Source organism: Gammaproteobacteria bacterium (assembly GCA_013214945.1).
Lineage (GTDB): Bacteria > Pseudomonadota > Gammaproteobacteria > Enterobacterales > Psychrobiaceae > Psychrobium.
The window spans coordinates 145703-169780 of the sequence record JABSRT010000002.1 but is presented as its reverse complement, the minus strand read 5'-3'; the positions used below and the strand labels follow the sequence as shown (position 1 = coordinate 169780).

The following is a 24078-nucleotide window of genomic DNA, read 5'->3' as shown; positions in this document are numbered from 1 at the left end:
ACTATGTTCAACCCTGAAGATTTTCGTCGCCACTTTCCGTTAATTTGTAACAGTAAGCTAATTTACCTCGACAGTGCGGCAACAGCGCAAAAGCCACAACAAGTCATTGATGCTATATCTACTTTTTATAGTAGCAGTAATGCCAACGTTCACCGCGCGGCGCATCAGTTAAGTGCCAAAGCCACCGCGCAATTTGAATTGGCTCGCACCACGGTGGCCAAATTTATTCATGCTCATTCCAGTAAAGAAGTTATCTTTACTAAAGGAGCCACCGAAGCGATTAATTTAATTGCCCAAAGTTATGGCCGTTCAACGCTTAAACCGGGCGATCAAATAGTCGTTGCCGTTAGTGAACACCACGCCAACATCGTGCCTTGGCAATTGCTAGCACAGCAGACGGGTGCCGAAATAAAGGTTATTAATCTGACCGACGACGCCGAGCTAGATATCGTTCAAGCACAAGCCATTATCACCGACCAAGTAAAAATAGTCGCCGTTGCTCATGCCTCAAATGTCACTGGCGTTATCAACCCGATAGAGCAATTAATTGCGCTGGCCAAAGATGTTGGCGCTGTGACCGTAATTGACGGGGCCCAAGCGATAGCGCACATTGAAGTAAACGTGGTTGAGCTCGATTGTGACTTTTATGTTTTTTCGGGCCATAAACTCTATGGCCCGACCGGTATCGGCGTGCTTTATGGCAAGCAGCAGCTGCTTGAAGCAATGCCGCCTTGGCAAGGCGGCGGTGAAATGATTAAACGGGTTAGTTTTAGCGGCACCACATTTAACCAGTTACCGTTTAAATTTGAACCCGGCACACCTAATATTAGTGGTGTTATTGGCCTTGCAGCTGCGATTGATTTTTTAGCGCAATTTGATCGCCAGCAGCTTTGTAGCTACGAAAACAACCTAATGCGCCAAGCAGCGGCAGCATTGCTAACAATCGATGGCCTGACCATTGTTGGCAATATTGAAAACAAATTGAGTATCATTAGTTTCGTTTTTAGCGATGAGCATCCGTCCGATATCGCAACCTTATTAGATCAACAAAACATTGCGGTGCGTGCGGGTCATCATTGTGCAATGCCATTGATGGAATCTTTGCAATTAAATGGTACAATTCGCGCGTCATTTGCCCCCTATAATACGCAAAATGATGTTGACTGTTTCATCGCAGCAGTTATAAAGTCCAGTACTTTCTTCTGATTGTTAATTCAGCCAAAGTTCAGAATCTAAACGCCATAATGTCACTACGATTCTAGCATTCAGCGAGCCTATTTAGTTGTTTGTTTTGTCATAAACACCTTGAAGACTTTGTACTATGGTTATGCAACATGTTGATGACACAACCAACTTATTTATTGACGATGATTGAGTAATTGATCAAAGCAACAAACCTAAGGACAGGCAGCACCAGTTATGGTGTGTGCTCGAGGAACGAGAATTGCTATTGTCGCTCACCAAATAACCTAGATCTAACGTCTAACTTAAGACTACTGGTTATTTATGGTGTTTTGGTTTACTTTAAAAACTGAGAAAGAAATGGCATTACGAAATATAATTCTTCTTCCACTAAGCTTTATTTTGTTGCAAGCTGGTGCAATCGCTGGCGTTATCAATGAACGCGAAGCAACACAACAGGCTCGCCTCAAGTATCACGCTAAGGTATTAGCCGTAAAATCAATTGATGCAAGCAATACCAGTTATTTTAAAATAAAATTATTACTAAAAAATGGCAGAATAAAAACAGTATATATCGATACAAATACTGGTGAGTTTTTGAAAAAAGAGCCTCAAAAATAAGGGAATAAAATGCGAATTTTAATCATTGAAGATGAGCCATTATTACGAGAACAATTGTCGGGCAATTTAACCAAGCAAGGTTATGCAATAGACACGGCAGTCGACGGTGAAGACGGTCTATTTCAGGGCACTGAATATCCTTACGATTTAGCCATTATTGATTTGGGGTTGCCAAAAATTGATGGCATTGAAGTGATCAAACAATTACGGGCTCAGGAAAAAAACTTTCCTATTATCATTTTAACAGCGCGCGACCAATGGCAAGAGAAAGTACTTGGGCTCGACTCTGGTGCCGACGATTACCTAACCAAACCTTTTGAAATGGACGAACTACAAGCCCGCGTCAAAGCATTATTGCGCCGCAGTGTCGGCATGGCGTCGGCAACCCAAAATTTCGGCCCTATTTGCCTAGATTTAAACGCGCAATCTGTTTCACTTAACGGCGTTGACGTTGAATTAACCGCCTATGAGTATAAGGTGATTGAATACTTACTGACCCATCCGCATCAAGTGGTTTCAAAGACAGTACTCACCGAACATATTTATGATCAAGATTACGATCGAGATTCAAACGTCATTGAAGTGTTCATTCGTCGGTTGCGAAAAAAACTCGACCCTGACGGCAGCTTAATCCCGATTGAAACCTTGCGTGGACGAGGCTACCGGATCAACCCAGCGCTAGCTAATGGCTAACATAGCTCGCGCCTAAAATAAATAAAACACCTAGTGTAACGGCGGCCTTGTCGTTACACTTTGCTTATAAACAAGCATAAAGAATAGGTGGCGCACCCATGCCGTTATTTCCAATCGACCTATCGATGAATATTGAACTCATGAGGGTTACCGTTTGAATCGCTACTCTTTACGCGCCAGAATATTAATTATGGCTAGCCTGTTACTGCTGGTGTTTTTTAGTATTACCGCCGCGGTATTGGACTCAGCCTTTAGCCGCGCTGCTCGTTCTGCCAGCCAAGAAAAACTCCAGTTACACATCATTAGCCTGATCTCTAATTCCGAACAACAAGGCAAATACCTCACCATTCCGGTCTACCAGCAAGAACCACGTTTTAATCAGGTCAGTTCTGGTTTGTATGGTTATGTACTAGATCGCGCTGGTCTCGAGTTATGGCGTTCAAAGTCAGCGTTAGATATCTCGCCAATTACCGCCTACCCACAAAAGCCGGGCAAACGTTCATTTGGCACCGACAACAGCCACAGTGGACTAGAGCTCTTTGTCGCCGCTTATGGCACGATTGAAGAAAGTGGCGGCAAAGATTATCAATATACCTTTGTAGTAATGGAAGATAACGCGCCATACCAATCATCTTTAAGTAGCTTTCGACAAGATTTATGGCTGTGGCTCGGCGGCGTAGCAGTGATCTTATTAGCCGCGCAGCATTTATTACTCAGTCGTGGACTAAAGCCATTACAGCATTTAGCCACTGAATTAAAGAAAATTGAAGAGGGATATATTGAGGCATTAAGCGATGATTACCCCAATGAATTAAGCCGTTTAACCGGCAATCTCAACCGTTTGATCGATAGCGAACGAAAACAGCGCGAACGTTATCATCAACGCCTAGGTGACTTAGCCCACTCGCTAAAAACACCTTTGGCGGTACTCAGCAATGCCGCGCATGACAATAGTCGTGACCTGGTTAACATTACCAGGCAACAAACCCAGCGGATGGATCAAATTGTCCGATACCAACTGCAACGTGCCGTTGTTTCCCAGCAAGTTACTGGCATCACCCGGGTTAATATTCTTGATCACGTACTGCAAATAAAAAATGCACTCGACAAAGTCTATCGCGACAAAGCGGTGATGTGTGAAGTAAGAATTAAGCAAAGCAGTTATTTTCAGGGCGATCAAGGTGATTTAATGGAGCTGCTAGGTAACCTGATGGACAATGCCTATAAATACGGTGCTGGTGAGGTCAAAGTATCGGTGGTCGAGCAAGCAGACCAATTACAATTAATTGTCGAAGATAATGGCGTTGGCCTCGACGAGGTCGAAGCTAAAGAAATAATCCAGCGCGGCGCTCGGCTAGACACTCAAGAGCAAGGGCAAGGCATTGGCATGGCGGTGGTCGTTGATATTGCAAAAAGCTACCAAGCGCAATTAAACATTGAACAATCTGATCTGCTCGGCGCTAAATTTGTCATCATCTTTCCCAAGCTACATTATTAGCTCCATGACGTTAAAGTTCATTCAGGGTAAATTGGAGAGGCAGGACATCGACCTATTACCAATAAACAAAAAAGTATTTTTGAACTAAAATCAGAAAAAGTGACACTTGCTCTTTATATTCAGTTCAAACACCATCGTAGGTGATAAGACCAGTATTTTGCTGCTAAAAGACAGCAATTGTATATACTGTGCTTAGATAAAGTAATATCTGCAATTTTCATGCAATTTTAAGTTTAGTTGCACTAGAGAATAAAGTTATTAAGACGTTGTTAGATATACTCAGAGGATGTCAGCGAGATGAGCGAAAATAGACGCATTTTATTGGTGAATGGTCCAAACTTAAATATGTTAGGGCGTCGTGAGCCTGGCCACTACGGTCAGCAAACACTAGCACAAATAGTGACCAAATTAACAGAGCAAGCACAGGAGCTGAATGTTTCATTAACCCATATTCAATCAAATGCCGAATTTGAGTTAATTGATGCTATTCATCAAACCGATGCCGACTTTATTATTATCAACCCTGCAGCGTTCACTCATACTAGTGTCGCGCTGCGTGATGCTATTTTAGCCGTTAACATCCCTTTTATAGAAATTCATTTATCAAATGTTCATAAACGTGAAGCTTTTCGTCACCACTCGTACTTCAGCGATGTCGCGATCGGAGTTATTTGTGGCTTAGGCGGTGCGGGTTATGAATATGCCTTACATGCGGCTGTGAATCACTTATCACAGCCCCCCACTGAATAAAAAAGAGAAAAATCATGGATATCCGTAAAATAAAAAAATTGATCGAACTAGTTGAAGAGTCAGGTATCACTGAACTTGAGATTTCTGAAGGTGAAGAGTCTGTACGCATCAGTCGTGCTGCGCCTGTAGCAGCGCCTGTTGCTGTTGCACCAGTTGCCGTCGCCGCTCCTGTTGCAGCTCCTGTTGCTGCTGAAGCTGCGCCAGCCGTTGTTACTGGACATCAAGTGAAATCACCTATGGTTGGTAGCTTCTACCGCGCGGCATCACCTGATGCTAAGCCATTTATTGAAGTGGGCAGTAAGGTTAAAGTTGGCGATACTCTATGCATCGTTGAAGCAATGAAAATGATGAATCAAATTGAAGCCGACAAAGCCGGCACTGTTGTTGCTATCGAAGTTGAAGATGGTGCAGCGGTTGAGTTTGATCAGGTTCTAGTAATCATCGAATAAAGGCTATTTGTCATGTTAGATAAAATTGTTATCGCTAACCGTGGCGAAATCGCATTACGGATCTTGCGCGCCTGTAAAGAAATGGGCATTAAAACTGTTGCTATCCATTCAACCGCCGATCGTGAATTAAAACACGTGCTGTTGGCTGACGAAACAATATGTATTGGTCCAGCTCCTGCGGCCAAAAGCTATTTGAACATCCCAGCTATTATCAGTGCAGCCGAAGTGACTGGCGCTGTTGCTATCCACCCTGGTTACGGATTTTTAGCTGAAAATGCTGACTTTGCAGAGCAAATTGAGCAATCAGGCTTTATTTTCATTGGCCCTAAAGCCGATACTATTCGCCTGATGGGTGATAAAGTTTCTGCCATTGAAGCCATGCGTAAAGCTGGCGTACCAACAGTACCTGGTTCTGACGGTGTGTTAGGCGAAGATGAAGCGCTTAATAAAAAAATCGCTAAACGCATCGGTTACCCTATTATCGTTAAAGCCTCTGGCGGCGGCGGTGGTCGTGGTATGCGCGTAGTTCGCAGTGAAGCTGAACTCATTGAAACTATCGCGCTAACCAAAGCCGAAGCCATTGCCTGTTTTAATAATGGCAAGCTTTACATGGAAAAATTCCTTGAAAATCCTCGTCACATCGAAGTTCAAGTTTTAGCGGATGGTCAAGGCCATGCGATCCATTTAGGCGAGCGCGATTGCTCAATGCAACGTCGTCATCAAAAAGTAGTTGAAGAAGCACCAGCACCGGGCATTACCGAAGAAATTCGCCGCTTCATTGGCGATCGCTGTGCTAAGGCTTGTGTTGATATCGGTTACCGTGGTGCGGGCACCTTTGAGTTTCTTTATGAAAACGGCGAGTTCTATTTCATTGAAATGAACACCCGTATTCAAGTTGAGCATTGTGTTACTGAAATGGTAACTGGTATTGACTTAATCAAAGAGCAATTGCGGATCGCTGCTGGTCAGCCGTTATCTATTACTCAAGATGAAGTTAAAATTCGTGGCCATGCGATTGAATGTCGTATTAATGCTGAGGATCCGGTGTCTTTCATTCCAAGTCCAGGTGAAATCAAGCGTTTCCATGCGCCAGGTGGTTTAGGGATCCGTTGGGATTCTCACATCTACGCCGGTTACACAGTTCCACCTCATTACGATTCAATGATCGGTAAGTTAATCACTTACGGTGAAAACCGTGGCATCGCCATTGCCAGAATGCGTAATGCCTTGAGCGAACTAGTGGTTGAAGGTATTAAAACCAATACTCCGCTACAGCAAAGCATTATGGAAGATGAAAACTTTCAAAATGGTGGCGCCAACATTCACTACCTTGAAAAGAAATTAGGTATGTAACTAGCGCTTGCTCGCAATTTAAAAAAAACCAGCGTTCACGCTGGTTTTTTTATGGGCGTTAATTGGCGGTTAGGCTATAATCGGCGCCATTATTACAGACTCATACGGATTACCCGATGCCTTGGATCCAATTAAAACTAAACGCCACCGACAAAACAGCCGAACATCTTGGTGATATTCTCAGCGACAGCGGTGCTTTATCTGTCACCTTCTTAGATGCCAAGGATAACCCAGTGTTTGAGCCTTTACCGGGTGAAACACGTTTATGGGGCGATACTGATATTGTTGCGCTTTATGAAGGCGAGCAAGATATGATCGCCGTGGTCGATTTTTTAAGTGCTCAGCCTGAACTTGGTAATGATTTTGCTCATAAAATTGAGCCACTAGAAGATAAAGACTGGGTTCGTGAATGGATGGACAATTTCCACCCAATGAAATTTGGCCAACGTTTGTGGATTTGCCCAAGCTGGCGCGACGTACCCGATCCACAAGCCGTGAACGTGATGTTAGATCCTGGTTTAGCGTTTGGCACCGGTACTCACCCAACGACCGCGCTATGTTTAACTTGGCTAGACGGTTTAGACTTAACCGATAAAACTGTTGTCGATTTTGGTTGTGGCTCAGGGATTTTAGCCATTGCGGCACTAAAATTAGGCGCGAAGCGTGTAATCGGTATCGACATCGACCCACAAGCAATTCTAGCCAGTAAAGAAAATGCCCGTCGTAATGGCGTGGAAGATAAAATTGAGCTTTACCTACCTCAAGATCAACCAGACAATATTTTAGCTGATGTGCTGGTTGCTAACATCTTAGCCGGACCGCTAGAACAATTAGCGCCAGCAATGCAAGGCTTAGTAAAATCTGGCGGCCCGCTAGCGCTTTCAGGCTTATTACCCTCACAAGCTGATAAATTATTAGAAGTTTACAGCCAGTGGTTCGACATGGCCCCGGCAACCGAACATGACGAATGGATTCGTTTAAACGGCATAAAGCGCTAATAATACGACTGGCGCTTTACCGCGCCAATCGTCCGTTACATCGTGTTAACTTCTATTACAAAAACCACCATTTTGATACCAATAATAAACAATAACGACAGTTAGCAATGCCAGAGTAGGCCTAGCTCTGGTTAAAACTTCTTATTTTTTGTATCGGTATCACACTTTTTCACTGTCAAGATAAATAATTACTTTTCGTTTAAATATTGAGCTTTCTTAATCCATTAAAAATGCGTAGTATACGCAGCCCTGAAGACGTAGAGATGTTACCCGTATGAAGATTGGTCAGTACCAATTAGCCAATCCGCTCATTTTAGCCCCAATGGCCGGAATTACTGATAAACCGTTTCGCGAGTTGTGTTTTAAACTTGGCGCCGGCATGACGGTCTCTGAAATGTGTTCGTCGAACCCTAAGGTATGGCAAAGCAGCAAATCAATGCAGCGAATGAGCCACACCGATAAAGCGGGTGTTCGTAGCGTTCAGATTGCAGGTTCGGATCCTCAGGAAATGGCTTTCGCTGCTCAGTTCAACGTTGAACAAGGCGCGCAGATAATCGATATTAATATGGGTTGTCCAGCTAAAAAGGTCAATAAGAAGTTAGCGGGATCAGCTTTACTGCAATATCCAGAATTAGTTAAAGAGATTCTCGATAGCGTGGTTAACGCCGTAAATGTACCGGTAACCTTAAAAATTCGCACTGGTTGGGATACCAATAATCGTAATGGCATTGCTATTGCGCAGCTAGCACAAGATGCTGGCATTGCATCCCTTGCAGTACACGGCAGAACCAAAGCTTGTATGTATAAAGGTTTTGCTGAGTTTGACACCATTAAAGCAATTAAACAGGCGATTTCAATACCTGTGGTTGCCAATGGCGATATTACTAGCCCGGAAAAAGCCCGTGACGTCTTAGACTACACAGGTGCCGACGCTATTATGATTGGTCGAGGAGCTCAAGGTAACCCTTGGTTGTTCCAACAGATTAATCATTTTTTAACAACAGGAAACAAGCTTACTCCAGTTACTACTACTGAAGTTCGTGAGACATTACTTGACCATGTGCAAGCCCTTCACCAGTTTTATGGTGATTTTTTAGGGGTGCGAATAGCACGAAAGCACATTGGCTGGTATCTCAAGGAGCGACGTAGTGATTTACGTCAAGAGTTATTTAAAATAGAAACGGCAAGCGAGCAGCTTGTCGTCTTAGATAAATTTTTCACCGACAATATTTAACAGAAGAGCAAATTTACATGTTTGATCAAACTCCTACAACTACCACTGAAACTCCACTATCAATTGATCCTATTCAACTTGCTAATGGTACCGTTAAGCCACAATTACTACGTGACTCAGTAAAACGTGCGGTAAGTAACTTTTTTGCTCAATTAGATGGTGAAGAGCCAACTGAAGTTTACGAAATGGTTTTATGTGAAATGGAACGTCCACTACTTGACCTAACTATGCAGTTTACTCGTGGCAACCAGACTCGCGCAGCAAACTTACTAGGTATCAACCGTGGTACTTTACGTAAGAAGCTTAAAAAATACGGCATGAACTAAGCAACGCTTAGTAACGTGTTCAAAGCAAAGCCCAATCAATGAAAGTTGATTGGGCTTTTTTTGTGGCTATCAAAACGTTAAATTTATGCACGTCGTAACAACGTGCACATCGTATTTGTTATGCATCTGCTGTAGCGCTACACAGGCAATACTATTTCATCTCGCTGTTTAGTATGGCCACAACTTGGTTTTTCTTTAGCGCGATAATTACGACAGCCCCAAAATTCACCGCGGGGCCCCTTACGCAAAGCCATTTCTCCGCCGCAAATATCACACAAGGGCGTGAAATTATTACATTGATCGCTCAAGCACACTTTAAACCCAGTCACTTGCTCTCTGGTCATCGGGCTAGCGCAGCTTGAGCAGCCCTTTTCTTTGTGTTTGCATCGTGGATAATTAGAACACGAGTAGAAAACGCCAAACTTACTTAACCGCTCGACTAACGAGCCGCTACGGCAGCGCATACATTTAATCTCTTTCATTAAGCGTTGAACAAACGATGTTGCAAATTCATCAAGCTCAACCTCATATTCGTTATCAATTAACTCAGTGACAAATTCACTACACACCGTCATATCAGCCAACACATAAACACGATGACGCGCTCTGGTTAGTGCAACATAGAATAAACGACGCTCTTCAGCATAAGCATAGGCCTCAACGGCTGGCAGTAATGCATCTAACAAGGGCGGTGTAACCTTGGCTGACGGGAAGCCTTGCTTACCTTTAACCATGCCCATTAACACGACATAATCAGCTTCATTGCCTTTAGAGGTATGAATAGAAAGACCCTTAATTTTCAGCTTAGGAAACAAGCTATTTAATTGCCGTTCTTGTTGTTGGTCCGGTAAATGAAACCAAAAGCGCGCTAATAAATAAACGGTTGCGCTGTCGGACACCTTGTCAGAAATAGCCGCTAACACTTGCTGTAACGCGCTTGCGTCTGCAATTGAAACAGCATTGGACCTAACAATTGAAACAGCAGGCTGGCTTATTTGTGCTTCTGAGGTAATCGTTTTGGTTAGCTGCACCGGGTTTTGGGTCACAAACTTACTGGAAACATCGCCAATGCTATTATTAAAGCGAAAGGTTTTATCTAAAACGGACGTGGTCGTTGGTCCAAAATATTGGGTAAAACCGGTGGTTAATCCAACATCGGCACCACTAAATCGATAAATAGCCTGCCAATCATCGCCGACACAAAATAGCGATGAGCCGACGTTACTATCTCGTAACGCACGAACAAGCCTAGCCCTAGGTTCCGATATATCCTGAAATTCATCAACCATAATATAACGCCATGGTGAGCTGAACTTGCCTTGTTCAATATAGGTTAAGGCTTTAGCAATCATGTCTTCAAAATCAATATAATCATGCTTAACTAATAAGGTCTGGTATCGTTCTAACACGGGTTGTAACAACTCAAATGCTTTGTTCGTTTGCTTGGCATCGGCTGAATTAGCGATAGCTGTTTCTAAGCCATTTTGATCTAAACAGGCTGATTTATATAAGCCAATTAATTGTGAAAACAACTTAGCTAGTTCGGTCACTCGACCTAACTCATTTAAGGTTGCTAACATTGCCTCATCGGGTAGCGGCACACTTTTTACATCGAGTGATGCTAGCTGTTGCGCAAGTATATCGAGTAAGGTTTCATCGCGATGTTGATAGTAGAATAACTCTACTAGAGTCGTTTGATGCTGCTGATGAATACTACGCTTCCACTGCATTGCCGCGTGATATTGTTCTTTATCAATATATGGCGCGGTATTGCCTACTTCATCAATACCATAATATTCAATATAAATATCATATTCTGGTAAATAAAAGTCGGGCTGATATTGCATAAAGTCTAAACAACTTACTTTATGCTGATAACGTGCTTCGTATTGGTATTCGATGCCCATGCTAAATAACCAATTGGCAATGTACAGTTCACCAAAGCTCTTCACTAAATCGCCTTTAAGTGATCGAATATCGTTAGCGCTCAAGTAATCTAAATAGTGCCCCATCGATTCAAATTCATAGTCACTTTTCTCGACGTAATAATACTTAACGAAATACTCTAATAACTTGTGCCGATAATCAGCCGCTGTCATCAAAGATTCAAGGGTGTTTTGGACCCACTTATCTTTGGCTTTCGGATCATTAACCCATGGCGATAAACTCGGTTTAACGCCTTCAACCGAACTTATCACTTTCATGCCTAAACCATGAAAAGTACTTGCCTTAATCCGATCATTATCGAGTTTGTCTTTAATCCGCTGATCCATCTCCTTGGCCGCATTTTTACCATAGGCCAATAATAAAATATCACAAGGAGCAGCTTGGTTGCTTGCAAGTAAATAACCTGCCCGCCCTACCATTACGCTTGTTTTACCGGTTCCTGCCCCCGCAAGTAACAGATTGTTATCATCGTCGATAACACAAGCTTCACGTTGTTTCTGGGTTAACGGATTAGCCTCAACCGTATCGAAGAAATGCTGATAATTATTGAGTTGCTCACGGACATAAGCCGCTTGAACATCGCTTACCGATTGGCTCTGCCACTGGTCAATGGTGATTAGCTTATTAAGCGCGCCTCGTAACTCAGTACTTAAACCGGTCGTTTGGGCCCAAGGTAACCAGCGCTCGCATTCATTGGCAGCAGATTGTTTAATTGAATGCAGGTATGACTGGCGTAAATAACGACGGCTGACTAAACGTTCGATCTTGCCAATAAACTCTATTAGGCTGCTTTGATTAGCATTGACCCACTGCGTAGCTGTTGCTGATTCGAATGCCTGTTTTGCGCTATAGCTGAGATAATATTTTCTATATTCTTTACCGTCGACGATAAATACCAGCTTGCTACCCAACCAGCCCATGGTAAAAGTGGGTGGACTTTTTAATTGCGACCACATAAATGTGTTGCTGTTTTTAGCATCTGACCACTGCATGCCATCAGGTGTCACAGTGAGTGTGGTCGACCCCATACACACTAAGTCTCGTAAATGACCAAACCAACTATTTTTAACTGTCTGAGTACTCAATATTTAACCTTAATCTTTAACCTTAATCTTTAACCTTAATCTGTTTTTTATTAGTATTTTTTTAGTCTTTCAACGATCATGGCAGCAGCTTCCTTATCTAACATTATATGGTAGTTGGAACATCACCGAATTAGTTAGCTACTTTTGAAAATAGACTCAAAAAGACCTTATGAACAGTGTAAAGCTCTAACACCTTGTATAACGATTAAAATAATTTAAAACCCTAAACATTACAAACAAAAACACGACGGATGCGCACAAAAACAAGCTAAATTAGCCCCAGCAAAAAACAGCGAGAAAAATCATTTATTCACTTGTTTATTCTTTAAGCAATAACGAACTTCCTGACTAACCAACCCTCATGACAACAGCTCGAACGATTTCTTTGGTAAACGATTGTCCGACGACGTCGATGAAGAGTAAAAAATAGCGCTGTATTACCTCGATAATGACACCGAAAAAAAACAATTGAAGCCCGCTAATGTTTGTACGAAATTAAACCAATAACACCCACTGCATCCCAAAAATCTAACTTATAGCAAATAGAATATAATTAGTGATTGATTTGGCCGTCTAGATGTCTTACCATCCAACTATTGTTACGTAGTAGTCAGCACGGTGTTGTTATTCCCGGTAGCAGATAATTGCGTAACTCATATTTAATTTCAGGAAGTTCGATGATAGAAATAAACAATGTTAACAAGGTATTTTATCAAGGTGACAAAGCGATTAATGCACTTTGTGATATAAACCTGACCATAGCTCAAGGCACTATCTTTGGTGTTATTGGCGCATCTGGTGCCGGTAAAAGTACCCTTATTCGCTGTGTTAATCTGCTTGAGCGGCCAACCAATGGCAGCATCATAGTTGACGGTATTGATTTAACGACACTGTCGAAGCAGGAGTTAACCTTAACTCGCCGTAAAATTGGGATGATCTTCCAGCATTTTAATCTACTGTCCTCTCGTACGGTCTTTGACAATATAGCCCTGCCGTTAGAGTTAGCAGGTATCACTAAACCAGTGATAAAAGCCAAAGTAGAAAGTTTACTCGCTTTAGTTGGCATTACCGACAAGCGTAATACTTATCCAGCCAACTTAAGTGGTGGTCAAAAGCAGCGCGTAGCAATTGCTCGAGCATTAGCGTCAGATCCCAAAGTATTATTATGTGATGAGGCGACTAGCGCACTTGATCCAGCAACCACTCAGTCGATTTTAAAATTATTACGTAAAATTAATAAAGAGTTAAACCTCACCATTTTATTAATTACCCACGAAATGGCTGTCGTCAAAGGCATCTGTCAAGAAGTGGCGATTATTGGTGATGGCAAGCTGGTTGAACAAGGTAAAGTGGGCGATATTTTTGCTCATCCTAAAACGGATCTTGCCCGTGAGTTTATTCGCTCGACCTTAGATCTTTCGATCCCAGAAGATTATCAGGCATTGCTGCAAAAGACTCAAGTCGCCAACAGCTACCCACTGATTCGGTTAGAGTTTACTGGCGCTTCGGTCGATGCACCAATCATTAGCCATATTGCTCGCGAGTTTAATATCGATGTTAGCATTCTCAACTCAAACATGGACTATGTTGGCGGCGTTAAATTTGGCTTAATGTTAGCCGAATTTATCGGTACTCCAGCAGCCGTTACCCAATCAATTAATTATTTGAAAGATCAAAAAGTAGAAGTAGAGGTGCTTGGTTATGTCGCTTAATGCTGTGGCCACTTGGTGGACAGAAAATACTCGTTTAATCGAACTGCTAGTCGACTCACTAGGCCAAACACTCACCATGGTAATCGTCTCTGGTTTACTTGGTTTTGTTTTTGGCATTCCACTTGGTGTGTTATTACACATCAGTAAGAAAAATGGTTTGATGGAGAATATCGCGCTTAATAAATCCATTGGCATGGTGGTTAATGTCGGGCGCTCGATCCCGTTTATTATTTTGTTAGTGGTGCTCATTCCGCTAACTCGCTTTTTGGTCGGCACCTCAATTGGTACCGCCGCAGCCATTGTGCCGCTGACCATTGGAGCTATTCCATTTATTGCGCGATTAGTAGAAGGCGCATTATTAGAGATACCTTCAGGTTTAGTTGAAGCGGCCCAAGCAATGGGCGCAAAACCACATCAAATCATTACCAAGGTTATGTTGCCAGAAGCACTACCGGGCATTATCAATGCAGTTACCATCACCCTCGTTACCTTAGTGGGATACTCGGCAATGGCGGGCACTGTAGGTGGTGGCGGTTTAGGTGATGTTGGCATTCGTTATGGTTACCAACGCTTTGATAGCACAGTGATGATGATCACCGTCGTTATTTTAGTGGTGTTGGTGCAACTGATTCAATCAATAGGTGATCACCTCGTTAAACGTGTTGATCACCGCTAATATATTTTTATTATTATTTTTATTAAAGGAAAGACCATGAAATTTAATCTAAAAAAAGTCTTAACCGCTTTAGGTTTAGCATCAACTATCGCCTTAGTCGGTTGTGGCGAGCAAGAAGCCGCTGTGGTAGATAATAACAAAGTAACTATTGGCGTTATGGCTGGTTCAGAAGCTCAGGTTGCTGAAATTGCGGCTAAAGTTGCTAAAGAGAAGTATGGCTTAGAGGTTACGCTAGTGACTTTTTCTGATTACATCACGCCTAACGCAGCACTAGATGAAGGCTCTATTGACGCCAATGCATTCCAACACAAGCCATATCTTGATCAGCAAATAGCTGACCGCGGTTATAAGTTTGCTATTGCCGGTAACACGTTGGTTTACCCAATCGCGGGTTACTCAAACAAGATTAAAACATTAGACGAACTTAAAGATGGCGACCTAATTGCGTTATCAAGCGTGCCAAGCAGCCTTGGTCGTTCATTAGTGTTGCTAGAGAGACAAGGCCTAATCACGCTTAAAGAAGGTACGGGTCTTAATTCAACCGTGCTTGATATTGTTAGCAGTGAAAAGAATCTTAAAATCATTGAATTAGAACCGGCACAGTTACCCCGTTCATTAGACGATGTTGCGCTGGCTGTGATTAATACGACGTTCGCAAGCGCTATCGATTTAACGCCTGCTAAAGATGGTTTATTTGTTGAAGACAAAGACTCACCATTTGTTAACTTAGTCGTTGCTCGTAGCGATAACGTGCAAGCACAAAACGTTCAAAACTTTGTTAAGGCTTACCAAACTGAAGAAGTTTATAACGCTGCTTTTAAAACGTTCAAGGGTGGCATAGTTAAAGGCTGGTAATCCTTTCTTTAATTAAAGGTTCTGTTAACGATCCTAATTAAAAGCTCCTGATAAAAAGGTATTAAGCATTGCTTAGTACCTTTTTTTATTTTAAGTCATCTGGATGAAGCTTAAGTAACCTGAATTCTTGTTAAAAATTAAGTTACTACAAATAGTTTTTTTGCGCGTTGCCACCATTTAATCGAGAGGTGAGGCAGTAGTAATTTCAAAGGCATTTTTTTGATGTGGCTACGCAAATACAAAATTAAACAGGCCAGCTCAAAGTGCAATCCTTGGCAACTACTATGGTAAGGCACTAAGGTATGTTGATAGCAATAATCGAGTATCAATAATTTAACCGGATTATTCGGGTTTTGTATTAAAGAGTGTGCAGGCAACTCGGTTTTAAGTACTTGATGACAATATCGCAGCGCATAACACAAACTGGTTTCAAGATTGAGCTGCTGGGCTCGCGCAAACAGCTGCTTGCTGCGGTAATGATCTAAGCCAGGATCATCAAAGTAGTACTTAAATAATAAATCCAAATCGGTTAAATCTCTTAACCCTTTATCAAGTTCCCCTTCAGAAAACAGATGAACAGCACTGTGTAAAATCATATCCATCGGAGATAACACATAATGTGCTTGTTGATCATCGGTAGCACAGCGGCTTTCTAATAATTGGTGGGCATTGGGTAATTTTTTCGCCGTTAATGGCACGATATTATGATGGACATCTAAAATAGTCTGCCGACCCAAATGGATCATCGGCGGAATTTCGTGCATCCACTGTCGGTAATATTTTTTATCATAATCACTAACCGCTTCAGGGGCCCAACCGACATCTTCTAACCGCCGCTCCACTTGGCTTAATTGAGATTTTTTAACCAATATATCAATGTCTGAACATATCCGCCCTTGACTGGCAATGCCCGTTAATACATAAGCAGCGCCCTTTAAAAAGGTTATTTCAAGGCCGTGCTCAGATAAGTGACTCGACAATCGTTTAGCTTCGGCCCTGATGTCTTGGTGCTGTTTATTGCTGCGCAGCACAGCGGCGGCAAGGTGATTTAACGCCCGCTGCGGCAGGTATTGTAAATTATCGTGTTGTTGCAGCAGAAAATTCAATCGCCCTAATAAGTTTGCTGCCTGTGCTTGACGCAAACACAGATCCCACTGAGGATCCGAAAATGACTGAGCTATAATTGGCGTTTGCAATAGCCGATTTAAAATTGACTTTTCCATCTTAAATATTCCAGCTAATAACATTAGTACAACTCGTCAAGTGTCGAAATAGCACTGTTTAAGTCCGAGTAGGACAAACTAAAACACTGACTATTTTCAACCAAAGTACTTAAGCGTTTGAAACCATCAAGACCAAGGATCGTATAATTAAAGCAATGGTTAATAAGTTCAATTAAGGTCTCCCCTTTAGCCATTGTTGTCAACTTAGTTTGATCCAGCCCGTGCTCGTAACTCGGAAATACGATTGCAAATGGCTGGGCATTAACCGCTATTTGCTCGATAGCGCTTACCGGTGGTTTTACATGGCAAATATCACCTTTGGAGGTTTGTGCAAACACTTGGCCAAATTTTGCATCAGGACAAAACTCTTTAATCACTTCTATTGATTGGTTTTTGAGATTAATTGGTCGAGCAAGCGGAACAATTTCAGTAGCGTCTTGGCTAATCAACGCCTGCTCGTCTGACAACAAACGCCAACCATGATGAACCAATGCCGCACAAAGCGTGCTTTTACCTGCTCCAGGCATACCAGGTAAAATAATCGCTTTACCCTCTTTTTCAACAACCGCAGAGTGAATAATAAGATATTGCAATGCTTGCTGGGCAATCGTCCAATTTAAGCCCCATTCAAAAAAAGCCATGGTTTGGTCGATAGGTAAGGGTTTAAAGGGACGAAATTCATTTATAAAAAAATTAACTTGCGGCCGATACCAGCGCCGAAAAATGCTCGGCGGCTTAAGGCAGATATGAAAATCGATGTATTGATCATCACCCACTATAACGCAGTCGCTATAGAGGAAATAGAAGTTGTCCAGAAATGTCGGAACATTGGAAGTCAGCTTGATATTAAACGGCCCAATTTTAATATTGAGTCCGGTCGTTTTAACCAGCCGGCAAAATTCCTTTTTGCTATATGTTGATAAAATCAGAGTCAAATCCTTTGAACAAATCCTAACTTCATTAGTGAGTTTAATGTACGGTCCAATAGTTGCGACAGTTCCATCGGGTCGTCGTTTTTATAATCATCAATCAGACGATTAAGCACCTGCTCATACTCAAACTCATCTGTTGCCGTTAGCTCAATTAACCACAATACAATGGTGTGATAAAGCGTCGTGTTTGAAGAGTCCGGATCAAACAAAACCACTCCATCATCAAAGCTATGATAGAGCATTGCAATATCAGGCCGAAACTTCAAGTGCTTATGGCACGCCGGGTAAATTGTCATAATCTCGATTTATATTAGCTAAACTTGCAGCAAAAGTATCAAACATCCCATTTAAAATCGCTTGCGAGGCACCAGAATTCAAACTCATCAGATAATTATCTTTAACATCCTGATAGTCACGGATCAAAAGTAATGGATCTGCGTAGCCGTCATAAGCGATCCCAGGATGACCAATATTGAGTAACGCTGCTAGTAACTCTCGATCAACCTGTGGACCGTTTCTTAAAACATCGCGTAGAGATAATTTATTGCTATCAGTATCTAAACTTTGAAAAACAAACACACCACTAATTTTTTCATGGTATTTGTTATTGGCGCTGAGCTTTAACGGTGCTGTCTGGATCACTTGATAAAATTTACTTGAAGGCAGTAAAGTTGCACTATTAAATTCTATACCATTCCATAATGAGTCCGATGCATCGGCCCACCAGCTGGCACTACGCGCAACCGCGGCACAATTATGGTTAGATAAGTTACCAGACATACTGCCAGAGTTAATGCAATTATCATCAGCTGCCCATAGCGGTTTATTGACGAAACTCGCTAATATTGGAGCTGTTACTACACCTTTGATCAAAAAAGAGCGACGACTAACTTGAGCCTTACAGGAGGGGGCATTATTACTATTAATGGTGCTTGAAGTTCGCAAGTTTTCGTCACTAGACTTGCCGGGGTCCGTATTAAGCATCAGAGATCCTTTTTAGATGAATAAAAAAAGTGTAGCTCGCTATGTTAAATCTGACAAGATTTCTCATTAAAATTGTCCTATTTTTGACTAAACTTTACTTATTACCCACCTGCGCTTATTTATCCAGTGTAAGTATATCCCTGCTCTGGATAAAACGAGCCAATCGAGATGGTCTGTATAACAAGCTATAAACGAGTTAAGCTATTACTGCTAACTAAATATTCATCTGGCGCCTAAATTAAAGAGCAATAACAGCAGGATTAACGTGATCAAACACAACCAACTCTCCATTCGTTCTTATACTAATAATGTCAGCTGTCATAGCCATCTGTATCACCAACTAGTGCTGCCTATGCACGGTTCGATTGATATTAGGGTCGGTGATTACGCTGGACTAATCTGCCTTGGCGACTGCGTGATCATTAAAGCGGGTCAAGTCCATCAATTTAGAGCCACTGAAACGGCAAGTTTTTTAGTCGCAGATATGACCGAGTTACCCGACAACATTGATAAATTCAATCATCAAAAAATATCAATCTCGGCGCCACTGATGGCTTATATTCAATTTGTTGCTCAGCAATTAGCCCATCAAGTTAATGATCGACTTGAATCGAGTCTGTTTGATCTTTTTTATCAACTGCTCGCTCAGCAAACGTGCTTGTCTCGCATTGACCGTCGAATAGAAAAAGTCATTGATCTGATCACATCAGATTTGAGCCAAGTTTATTCGATTGAGCAATTAGCCAAATTAGCTTGCTTAAGTACCACCCAATACAAAAAAATATTCAAACAAAGCACAGGCCAAACAACCTTAAGCTACATTAACCAATGTAAAATGGAAAAAGCGAAAGCATTGCTAAGCCACTCAGATTTACCCATTCAACAAATTGCTTTAGCCATTGGCTCTACTAACCCTTCAGCTTTTAGTCGAAAATTTAAGGCTTATTTTGGTCGTTCTCCCAGCGCCTTTTTACGATAATCTTAAAGTAATCAACCAGAAATCAAATCAAACAACTGCGTCTTACCTGCCTACAATTGCGTCCTTATAGCATACATTTAGAGTATTAAGCTTGTTACAATATTGGCCTACATTACAACAACGGACTAATATTATGGCCACCTTCTATGGTTTACTGGCAATTACAATGTGGGGGTCGCTAGCCCTTTTGGGCACAGCGACTACTGAAATCCCAGCTTTTCAATTATTATCGCTGTGCTTTTTAGTGTCAGCCCTAATTGTTGTTATCAAACGCCTAGTCACGCGACAGCCATTATTTAGAAAACCGACATTAACCATAACGCAGTGGCTGTTTGGCATAACGGGTTTGTTCGGTTTTCACTTTCTGTTTTTTATGGCATTAAAATCGGCCCCCGCCATCGAAGTGAGCCTAATAGTCTATTTATGGCCAATGTTGCTTGCGGTATTTGTCGCTTCAAAAGCAACGTTATTCAATGCAGTGATCGGCAGCGTCATCGGCTTTATTGGCATTTGCTTTATTTTAGTCGGCGACAGTGGCTTAGCGTTGAATCAGCAATACTTGTTAGGTTATGTGTTAGCTATTTTCTGTGCGATTATTTGGTCGAGTTACTCGTGGTATTTAACAAGGTCTGATAACGAAGTTGAAGACATTGGTTGGTTATCGTTGGCGGTGTCGGTATTGGCGTTCATCGCGCATTTAGCACTTGAACCATCTAACTGGCAGTTCAGTTATTCACAATGGTTTGGCATTGCGCTGCTTGGCCTTGGGCCCGTTGGCGGTGCCTTTTATTTATGGGATATAGGGCTAAAACAGGGCAATAAAACCTTACTGGCATCACTGAGTTTTTGCGCGCCGTTAATCTCATCGATTGCTTTATCTGTAGCGGGTTTCAATGCTTGGACCAGCAACATTTTAATTGCCTTAAGCTTGATTATGCTCGGGGCATTAATTGCCAACAAAAGTCAGCTAATAGCCAAGTTCGCTAAACCAGCAACAGGCAATGGCACCTCGCAGGTTAACTACCGCGACCAAAGCTAGCCATTAACATCGAATGGAATTTTCATTCAATGTTAATGGCACGAGATGGAATTTAGCTTACTTAAGTCCCGCAAAAGGTTCGATAACGCCCGAACTCAGCTGGGGCAGCTAACTCATACTCTTCTAAACCTTGGCGCGGTGTAAACGGCTGCGCCAATACCGTCATAAGCTGTTCAAAAGGAGCAAAGTCGCCATCATTTTCAGCAGCTTGTAACGCTTTTTCCACCTGGTGATTACGAGGAATATAGATTGGATTTAGCGCATTCATCGCCGCTGCTATCACATCGCTACTGTCAGCTTGCTCGGTTAAACGCGCCAACCAGAGTGCCTGCCATTGCATAAATGATTCAGTATCGCTAAATAGCTTAACCGCAGCATCATTATCGCCCAGTACGACCTTGGCTAACGCACGAAATAGTTGGGTAAAATCAACCTGCTGCTGCGCCATCATGTCAAGTAGCTCATTAACTAAGGTTAAGTCGTTTTCTTGGGGGCTAGTTAAACCTAGTTTACCGCGCATGCCCGCAAGCCACTGCTGCTGATAACAATCGCTAAAGCCATTAATGACCTCTGAAGCTTGCTTAACCGCCTCGTCGATATCATCGTCAATTAGTGGCAATAAACATTCGGCAAATCGAGCCAAATTCCATTGAGCAATGCCAGGCTGATTACCGTAAGCATAACGCCCTTGCTGATCTATCGAACTAAAGAGCGCTTCAGGGTGATAATTGTCGATAAAAGCACAAGGGCCATAATCAATTGTCTCACCACAAATCGTCATATTGTCGGTATTCATTACCCCGTGAACAAAACCAACCGCCATCCATTTGGCAATCAATGTCACTTGCACTGCTAGCACTGCCCGTAATAAGCCCAAGTAACAATCACTGGTGCCTTTTAGCTGTGGGAAGTGGCGCGCTATTGTATAGTCGGCTAATTTTTTGACTTGTTCTTGTTCGCCTCGGGCGGAAAAGAACTGGAAAGTGCCGACTCTAATGTGACTGCTCGCGACGCGTGCGATAACGGCACCAGGCAACAAACCACTACGCATAATCTGCTCGCCAGTTGTTACTGCCGCTAATGCTCGAGTGGTCGGTATATTGAGGGCATGCATCGCCTCGGCGAGAATATACTCACGTAAAACGGGACCTAATACCGCCTTGCCGTCACCACCACGTGAAAATGGCGTCAGGCCTGAACCTTTTAAGTGAATATCAAGCCGCTGGCCTTGAGTGTCGATAACTTCAGCTAATAACAACGCGCGACCATCGCCTAACTGCGGACTAAAGCCGCCAAATTGATGACCCGCATAAACTTGTGATAACGGGCAAGCACCCACTGGCGTGATGCCACCCGATAGCATCGCGGCTAAATCAGGATCGGACAAATTAGCAAGATCAAAGCCTAGCTGCTTAGCCAGTGAACTATTGAGTTTTACCAACTGCGGAGTTGGCGCTTTCTCACCTGCCCCTTCCACATAAAAGCCGGTTAATTGCTCGGCATAACTATTATCAACGTTTAATCCAGATTCAATTTGGACTTCGCTCATGCTGTTACTTCCGCTAAATGATTAATTGATGACTGACGAGTTAAGCGTATTATAGCAACCAAGATCACTGGCTATCGCTCGTTGGTAACACCCAGTCTGGGCGAGGGAAATGACAAGTATAGCCATCTGGTCGCTGCTCAAGATAGTCTTGATGCTCTGGTTCGGCTTCCCAAAAATCACTCACTAACTCAAGCTCAGTCACCACCTTGCCCGGCCAAATTCCTGCGGCATTAACGTCGCCTATCGTGCGAAGTGCTTCAAGGCGCTGCGCCTCGTCGACATAATAAATAGCCGAACGATAAGCCGTACCAAGATCATTGCCCTGACGCAGTTCGGTGGTTGGATCGTGAATTTGAAAGAAAAACTCTAACACTTTGCGATAACTGATGATCTCATTATCAAATAAAATTTCAATGCCTTCGGCATGGCTGCCATGATCACGGTAGGTCGCGTTGGCGACATCACCACCGGTATAACCAACCCGCGTCGCCGTTACGCCAGATAACTTGCGAATAAGATCCTGCATGCCCCAAAAACATCCACCCGCTAATACTGCCCGTTCGTTTGCCATTATCCTAAATCCTCTACTTGATTAATATAAGCGCCATAACCTTGGTTGGTCATTTCATCTCGTGGTACAAAGCGCAAAGACGCTGAATTGATGCAATAGCGCAGCCCACCGCTGGTGCTTGGGCCATCGTTAAATACATGGCCTAAGTGACTGTCGCCATGAGTTGAGCGCACTTCAACCCGCACCATGCCATGAGTGGCATCGCTTACTTCGTTAACATAGCTCGTATCAACCGCTTTCGTAAAACTTGGCCAGCCGCAGCCAGATTCGAATTTGTCGGCTGACGCAAACAACGGCTCGCCTGAAACGATATCAACATAAAGCCCCGGTTCACTGGTATGAAGATATTCGCCAGTGCCAGGATGCTCAGTGCCACTTTGCTGGGTGACTCGGTATTGTTCTTCGCTAAGTGCCGCAATGGCCTCGGCAGATTTTTGATAGTTTGCCATCAATATCCCCTTAGATATTTATCGCTAGAATTTTATGATAAAACGATGAGTATTGCTGTTAATTAAACTCAAAGATAGGGATAAACAAAACTCCACCACTTAACAGCCCATTCAACCACAAAGCGCCTAATCTGATAAGCATTTATTATACCCTTTAGTGACTAGCGGTACGTTAGAATAATTTTCAATCAATGTATAACGAGAGGGGTTTGGGTTATGCTGGGCATACAAACTGCGTAAAGTGATTGATCTCTCGTTAGAGAGACTGTTATTGATGTCTATTTTATTTTGGCTGTTACAACGTGTAAAGCTCAACGCCAAAAATCCAAGGAGCATTCCCCCTTGGATGGCATTATGATTAAAGCTAAAATTCGGTCTTAATTAAGCCTTTTGTGCCAAGTAATCTTGCAACGATGCTACGCCACGCTCCTTCGCTTCGAACAAACTTTCAAGATGCTCGCGGCTATTAACCAATCCTAAACTGGCTATTTTCCCCTGTTGATCGATTAGTACAGCAAAGGGTAATTTAGCCACAGCGTATTGCTGTCCCAATTCTTTTGACAATACAAATGGTAGTTGTTGTAATTTATATTGCTCGATCATTGCTAACTGTTTTTGATCGTCACCATCACTGGCCAAGACAATATCAAGCCAATCCTTCTCAACCCGATAACTCGATTTTAAGATCGGAAATAACGATTTACAGATTGGACAACCAGGTGCGACAAAAAATAGTAGCTGACTCTTAGTCGGATTTTTAGGTGCAATGGTAATCGGATGATTAGTGACGGTCATTAAATCCATTGTTGGCGCCAGATCTCCTACCTTGAGTTTTTGGCTCATCGCCAAAGCTCCTGCCGGCGCTACTCTTTCATATAAAACACCAATTTGACGCGTTAAGGCAAAAACAACCAGACTAAGTCCGACAACGGCTAGCCACAATACAATATTAGAAATTATTAATGAATTCATT

At 42.6% G+C, this 24078-nt stretch carries 24 protein-coding genes; 15 read left to right on the top strand and 9 right to left on the bottom strand.

Annotated features, from left to right (window positions below):
- Window positions 1–3 precede the first annotated feature (3 nt).
- From sufS to fis, 10 genes are all read left to right on the top strand, one after another.
- A complete protein-coding gene (gene sufS, locus HRU23_01545; protein ID NRA52803.1) occupies window positions 4–1206 on the top strand; it encodes a SufS family cysteine desulfurase in 1203 nt (400 codons plus the stop codon).
- 300 nt (window positions 1207–1506) lie between these two features.
- Window positions 1507–1803 (top strand): PepSY domain-containing protein, encoded by a 297-nt coding sequence (locus tag HRU23_01540; GenBank protein NRA52802.1) that lies wholly within the window; start codon window positions 1507–1509, stop codon window positions 1801–1803.
- A 9-nt stretch (window positions 1804–1812) separates the two neighbouring features.
- On the top strand, window positions 1813–2496 hold the full coding sequence (locus HRU23_01535) for a response regulator transcription factor (GenBank protein ID NRA52801.1): 684 nt from the start codon (window positions 1813–1815) through the stop codon (window positions 2494–2496).
- A 154-nt stretch (window positions 2497–2650) separates the two neighbouring features.
- Window positions 2651–3994 carry a GHKL domain-containing protein gene (locus tag HRU23_01530; GenBank protein ID NRA52800.1) on the top strand — a complete coding sequence of 448 codons (1344 nt, stop codon included), beginning with the start codon at window positions 2651–2653 and terminating at the stop codon, window positions 3992–3994.
- A 297-nt stretch (window positions 3995–4291) separates the two neighbouring features.
- Complete coding sequence (gene aroQ / locus HRU23_01525; GenBank protein ID NRA52799.1) at window positions 4292–4744, top strand: type II 3-dehydroquinate dehydratase; 453 nt, start codon at window positions 4292–4294, stop codon at window positions 4742–4744.
- Between the two features lie 14 nt (window positions 4745–4758).
- Window positions 4759–5193, top strand: a complete 435-nt coding sequence (locus HRU23_01520) for an acetyl-CoA carboxylase biotin carboxyl carrier protein (GenBank protein NRA52798.1) — start codon at window positions 4759–4761, stop codon at window positions 5191–5193.
- Between the two features lie 12 nt (window positions 5194–5205).
- Window positions 5206–6546 (top strand): acetyl-CoA carboxylase biotin carboxylase subunit, encoded by a 1341-nt coding sequence (gene accC, locus HRU23_01515; GenBank protein NRA52797.1) that lies wholly within the window; start codon window positions 5206–5208, stop codon window positions 6544–6546.
- Between the two features lie 116 nt (window positions 6547–6662).
- A complete protein-coding gene (prmA, locus tag HRU23_01510; protein NRA52796.1) occupies window positions 6663–7544 on the top strand; it encodes a 50S ribosomal protein L11 methyltransferase in 882 nt (293 codons plus the stop codon).
- A 274-nt stretch (window positions 7545–7818) separates the two neighbouring features.
- Window positions 7819–8778 (top strand): tRNA dihydrouridine synthase DusB, encoded by a 960-nt coding sequence (dusB, locus tag HRU23_01505; protein ID NRA52795.1) that lies wholly within the window; start codon window positions 7819–7821, stop codon window positions 8776–8778.
- A gap of 17 nt (window positions 8779–8795) precedes the next feature.
- Complete coding sequence (fis, locus tag HRU23_01500; GenBank protein NRA52794.1) at window positions 8796–9104, top strand: DNA-binding transcriptional regulator Fis; 309 nt, start codon at window positions 8796–8798, stop codon at window positions 9102–9104.
- A gap of 137 nt (window positions 9105–9241) precedes the next feature.
- On the opposite strand, the gene HRU23_01495 is transcribed toward fis, so the two are convergent.
- A complete protein-coding gene (locus HRU23_01495) occupies window positions 9242–12079 on the bottom strand; it encodes a UvrD-helicase domain-containing protein (protein NRA52793.1) in 2838 nt (945 codons plus the stop codon).
- Window positions 12080–12813: 734 nt separating this feature from the next.
- Between HRU23_01495 and metN the strand changes: the two genes are divergently transcribed.
- From metN to HRU23_01480, 3 genes are read left to right on the top strand one after another with little or no spacing between them, the layout of a single operon-like run.
- Entirely contained in the window at window positions 12814–13848 is a 1035-nt protein-coding gene (gene metN / locus HRU23_01490; protein NRA52792.1) for a methionine ABC transporter ATP-binding protein MetN, read from the top strand.
- A complete protein-coding gene (locus HRU23_01485; protein NRA52791.1) occupies window positions 13838–14524 on the top strand; it encodes an ABC transporter permease in 687 nt (228 codons plus the stop codon). Before metN ends, HRU23_01485 begins: the two co-directional genes overlap by 11 nt.
- Window positions 14525–14560: 36 nt before the next feature.
- A complete protein-coding gene (locus HRU23_01480; GenBank protein NRA52790.1) occupies window positions 14561–15379 on the top strand; it encodes a MetQ/NlpA family lipoprotein in 819 nt (272 codons plus the stop codon).
- A 137-nt stretch (window positions 15380–15516) separates the two neighbouring features.
- Here HRU23_01480 and HRU23_01475 read toward each other — a convergent pair whose 3' ends face one another.
- The 4 genes from HRU23_01475 to HRU23_01460 form a co-directional block, all read right to left on the bottom strand.
- Complete coding sequence (locus tag HRU23_01475; GenBank protein NRA52789.1) at window positions 15517–16602, bottom strand: nucleotidyltransferase family protein; 1086 nt, start codon at window positions 16600–16602, stop codon at window positions 15517–15519.
- Window positions 16603–16625: 23 nt separating this feature from the next.
- Window positions 16626–17537, bottom strand: a complete 912-nt coding sequence (locus HRU23_01470) for an HprK-related kinase A (GenBank protein ID NRA52788.1) — start codon at window positions 17535–17537, stop codon at window positions 16626–16628.
- The gene (locus HRU23_01465) at window positions 17534–17743 is read right to left on the bottom strand and encodes a hypothetical protein (GenBank protein ID NRA52787.1); all 210 of its coding nucleotides are present in this window, start codon (window positions 17741–17743) and stop codon (window positions 17534–17536) included. The genes HRU23_01470 and HRU23_01465 overlap by 4 nt, the downstream gene beginning before the upstream one ends.
- A 61-nt stretch (window positions 17744–17804) precedes the next feature.
- Window positions 17805–18518 carry a hypothetical protein gene (locus tag HRU23_01460; GenBank protein NRA52786.1) on the bottom strand — a complete coding sequence of 238 codons (714 nt, stop codon included), beginning with the start codon at window positions 18516–18518 and terminating at the stop codon, window positions 17805–17807.
- A gap of 352 nt (window positions 18519–18870) precedes the next feature.
- Here HRU23_01460 and HRU23_01455 point away from each other — a divergent pair, with 352 nt between their 5' ends.
- Together HRU23_01455 and HRU23_01450 are read left to right on the top strand one after the other, a co-directional pair.
- Window positions 18871–19497: a helix-turn-helix transcriptional regulator gene (locus HRU23_01455; GenBank protein ID NRA52785.1), complete on the top strand. Its 627-nt coding sequence runs from the start codon at window positions 18871–18873 to the stop codon at window positions 19495–19497.
- A 133-nt stretch (window positions 19498–19630) separates the two neighbouring features.
- Entirely contained in the window at window positions 19631–20536 is a 906-nt protein-coding gene (locus tag HRU23_01450) for an EamA family transporter (GenBank protein NRA52784.1), read from the top strand.
- Between the two features lie 61 nt (window positions 20537–20597).
- On the opposite strand, the gene HRU23_01445 is transcribed toward HRU23_01450, so the two are convergent.
- From HRU23_01445 to HRU23_01430, 4 genes are all read right to left on the bottom strand, one after another.
- Window positions 20598–22085 carry a YdiU family protein gene (locus tag HRU23_01445; GenBank protein NRA52783.1) on the bottom strand — a complete coding sequence of 496 codons (1488 nt, stop codon included), beginning with the start codon at window positions 22083–22085 and terminating at the stop codon, window positions 20598–20600.
- Window positions 22086–22149: 64 nt separating this feature from the next.
- Window positions 22150–22656: a peptide-methionine (S)-S-oxide reductase MsrA gene (msrA, locus tag HRU23_01440; protein NRA52782.1), complete on the bottom strand. Its 507-nt coding sequence runs from the start codon at window positions 22654–22656 to the stop codon at window positions 22150–22152.
- Entirely contained in the window at window positions 22656–23105 is a 450-nt protein-coding gene (msrB, locus tag HRU23_01435; protein ID NRA52781.1) for a peptide-methionine (R)-S-oxide reductase MsrB, read from the bottom strand. Before msrB ends, msrA begins: the two co-directional genes overlap by 1 nt.
- 381 nt (window positions 23106–23486) lie before the next feature.
- Window positions 23487–24077: a redoxin family protein gene (locus tag HRU23_01430; GenBank protein ID NRA52780.1), complete on the bottom strand. Its 591-nt coding sequence runs from the start codon at window positions 24075–24077 to the stop codon at window positions 23487–23489.
- Window position 24078: the final 1 nt, after the last annotated feature.

Bases quoted from the DNA above. Each gene is read 5' to 3' on its own strand.
- HRU23_01480 (NRA52790.1), top strand. From the start codon at position 14,561: ATGAAATTTAATCTAAAAAAAGTCTTAACCGCTTTAGGTTTAGCATCA.
- HRU23_01520 (NRA52798.1), top strand. From the start codon at position 4,759: ATGGATATCCGTAAAATAAAAAAATTGATCGAACTAGTTGAAGAGTCA.
- HRU23_01455 (NRA52785.1), top strand. From the start codon at position 18,871: ATGCACGGTTCGATTGATATTAGGGTCGGTGATTACGCTGGACTAATC.
- prmA (NRA52796.1), top strand. From the start codon at position 6,663: ATGCCTTGGATCCAATTAAAACTAAACGCCACCGACAAAACAGCCGAA.
- HRU23_01475 (NRA52789.1), bottom strand. From the start codon at position 16,602: ATGGAAAAGTCAATTTTAAATCGGCTATTGCAAACGCCAATTATAGCT.
- accC (NRA52797.1), top strand. From the start codon at position 5,206: ATGTTAGATAAAATTGTTATCGCTAACCGTGGCGAAATCGCATTACGG.
- HRU23_01430 (NRA52780.1), bottom strand. From the start codon at position 24,077: ATGAATTCATTAATAATTTCTAATATTGTATTGTGGCTAGCCGTTGTC.
- aroQ (NRA52799.1), top strand. From the start codon at position 4,292: ATGAGCGAAAATAGACGCATTTTATTGGTGAATGGTCCAAACTTAAAT.
- metN (NRA52792.1), top strand. From the start codon at position 12,814: ATGATAGAAATAAACAATGTTAACAAGGTATTTTATCAAGGTGACAAA.
- fis (NRA52794.1), top strand. From the start codon at position 8,796: ATGTTTGATCAAACTCCTACAACTACCACTGAAACTCCACTATCAATT.
- HRU23_01495 (NRA52793.1), bottom strand. From the start codon at position 12,079: ATGGGGTCGACCACACTCACTGTGACACCTGATGGCATGCAGTGGTCA.
- HRU23_01445 (NRA52783.1), bottom strand. From the start codon at position 22,085: ATGAGCGAAGTCCAAATTGAATCTGGATTAAACGTTGATAATAGTTAT.
- msrB (NRA52781.1), bottom strand. From the start codon at position 23,105: ATGGCAAACTATCAAAAATCTGCCGAGGCCATTGCGGCACTTAGCGAA.
- HRU23_01460 (NRA52786.1), bottom strand. From the start codon at position 18,518: ATGCTTAATACGGACCCCGGCAAGTCTAGTGACGAAAACTTGCGAACT.
- HRU23_01540 (NRA52802.1), top strand. From the start codon at position 1,507: ATGGTGTTTTGGTTTACTTTAAAAACTGAGAAAGAAATGGCATTACGA.
- sufS (NRA52803.1), top strand. From the start codon at position 4: ATGTTCAACCCTGAAGATTTTCGTCGCCACTTTCCGTTAATTTGTAAC.
- HRU23_01450 (NRA52784.1), top strand. From the start codon at position 19,631: ATGGCCACCTTCTATGGTTTACTGGCAATTACAATGTGGGGGTCGCTA.
- HRU23_01485 (NRA52791.1), top strand. From the start codon at position 13,838: ATGTCGCTTAATGCTGTGGCCACTTGGTGGACAGAAAATACTCGTTTA.
- msrA (NRA52782.1), bottom strand. From the start codon at position 22,656: ATGGCAAACGAACGGGCAGTATTAGCGGGTGGATGTTTTTGGGGCATG.
- dusB (NRA52795.1), top strand. From the start codon at position 7,819: ATGAAGATTGGTCAGTACCAATTAGCCAATCCGCTCATTTTAGCCCCA.
- HRU23_01535 (NRA52801.1), top strand. From the start codon at position 1,813: ATGCGAATTTTAATCATTGAAGATGAGCCATTATTACGAGAACAATTG.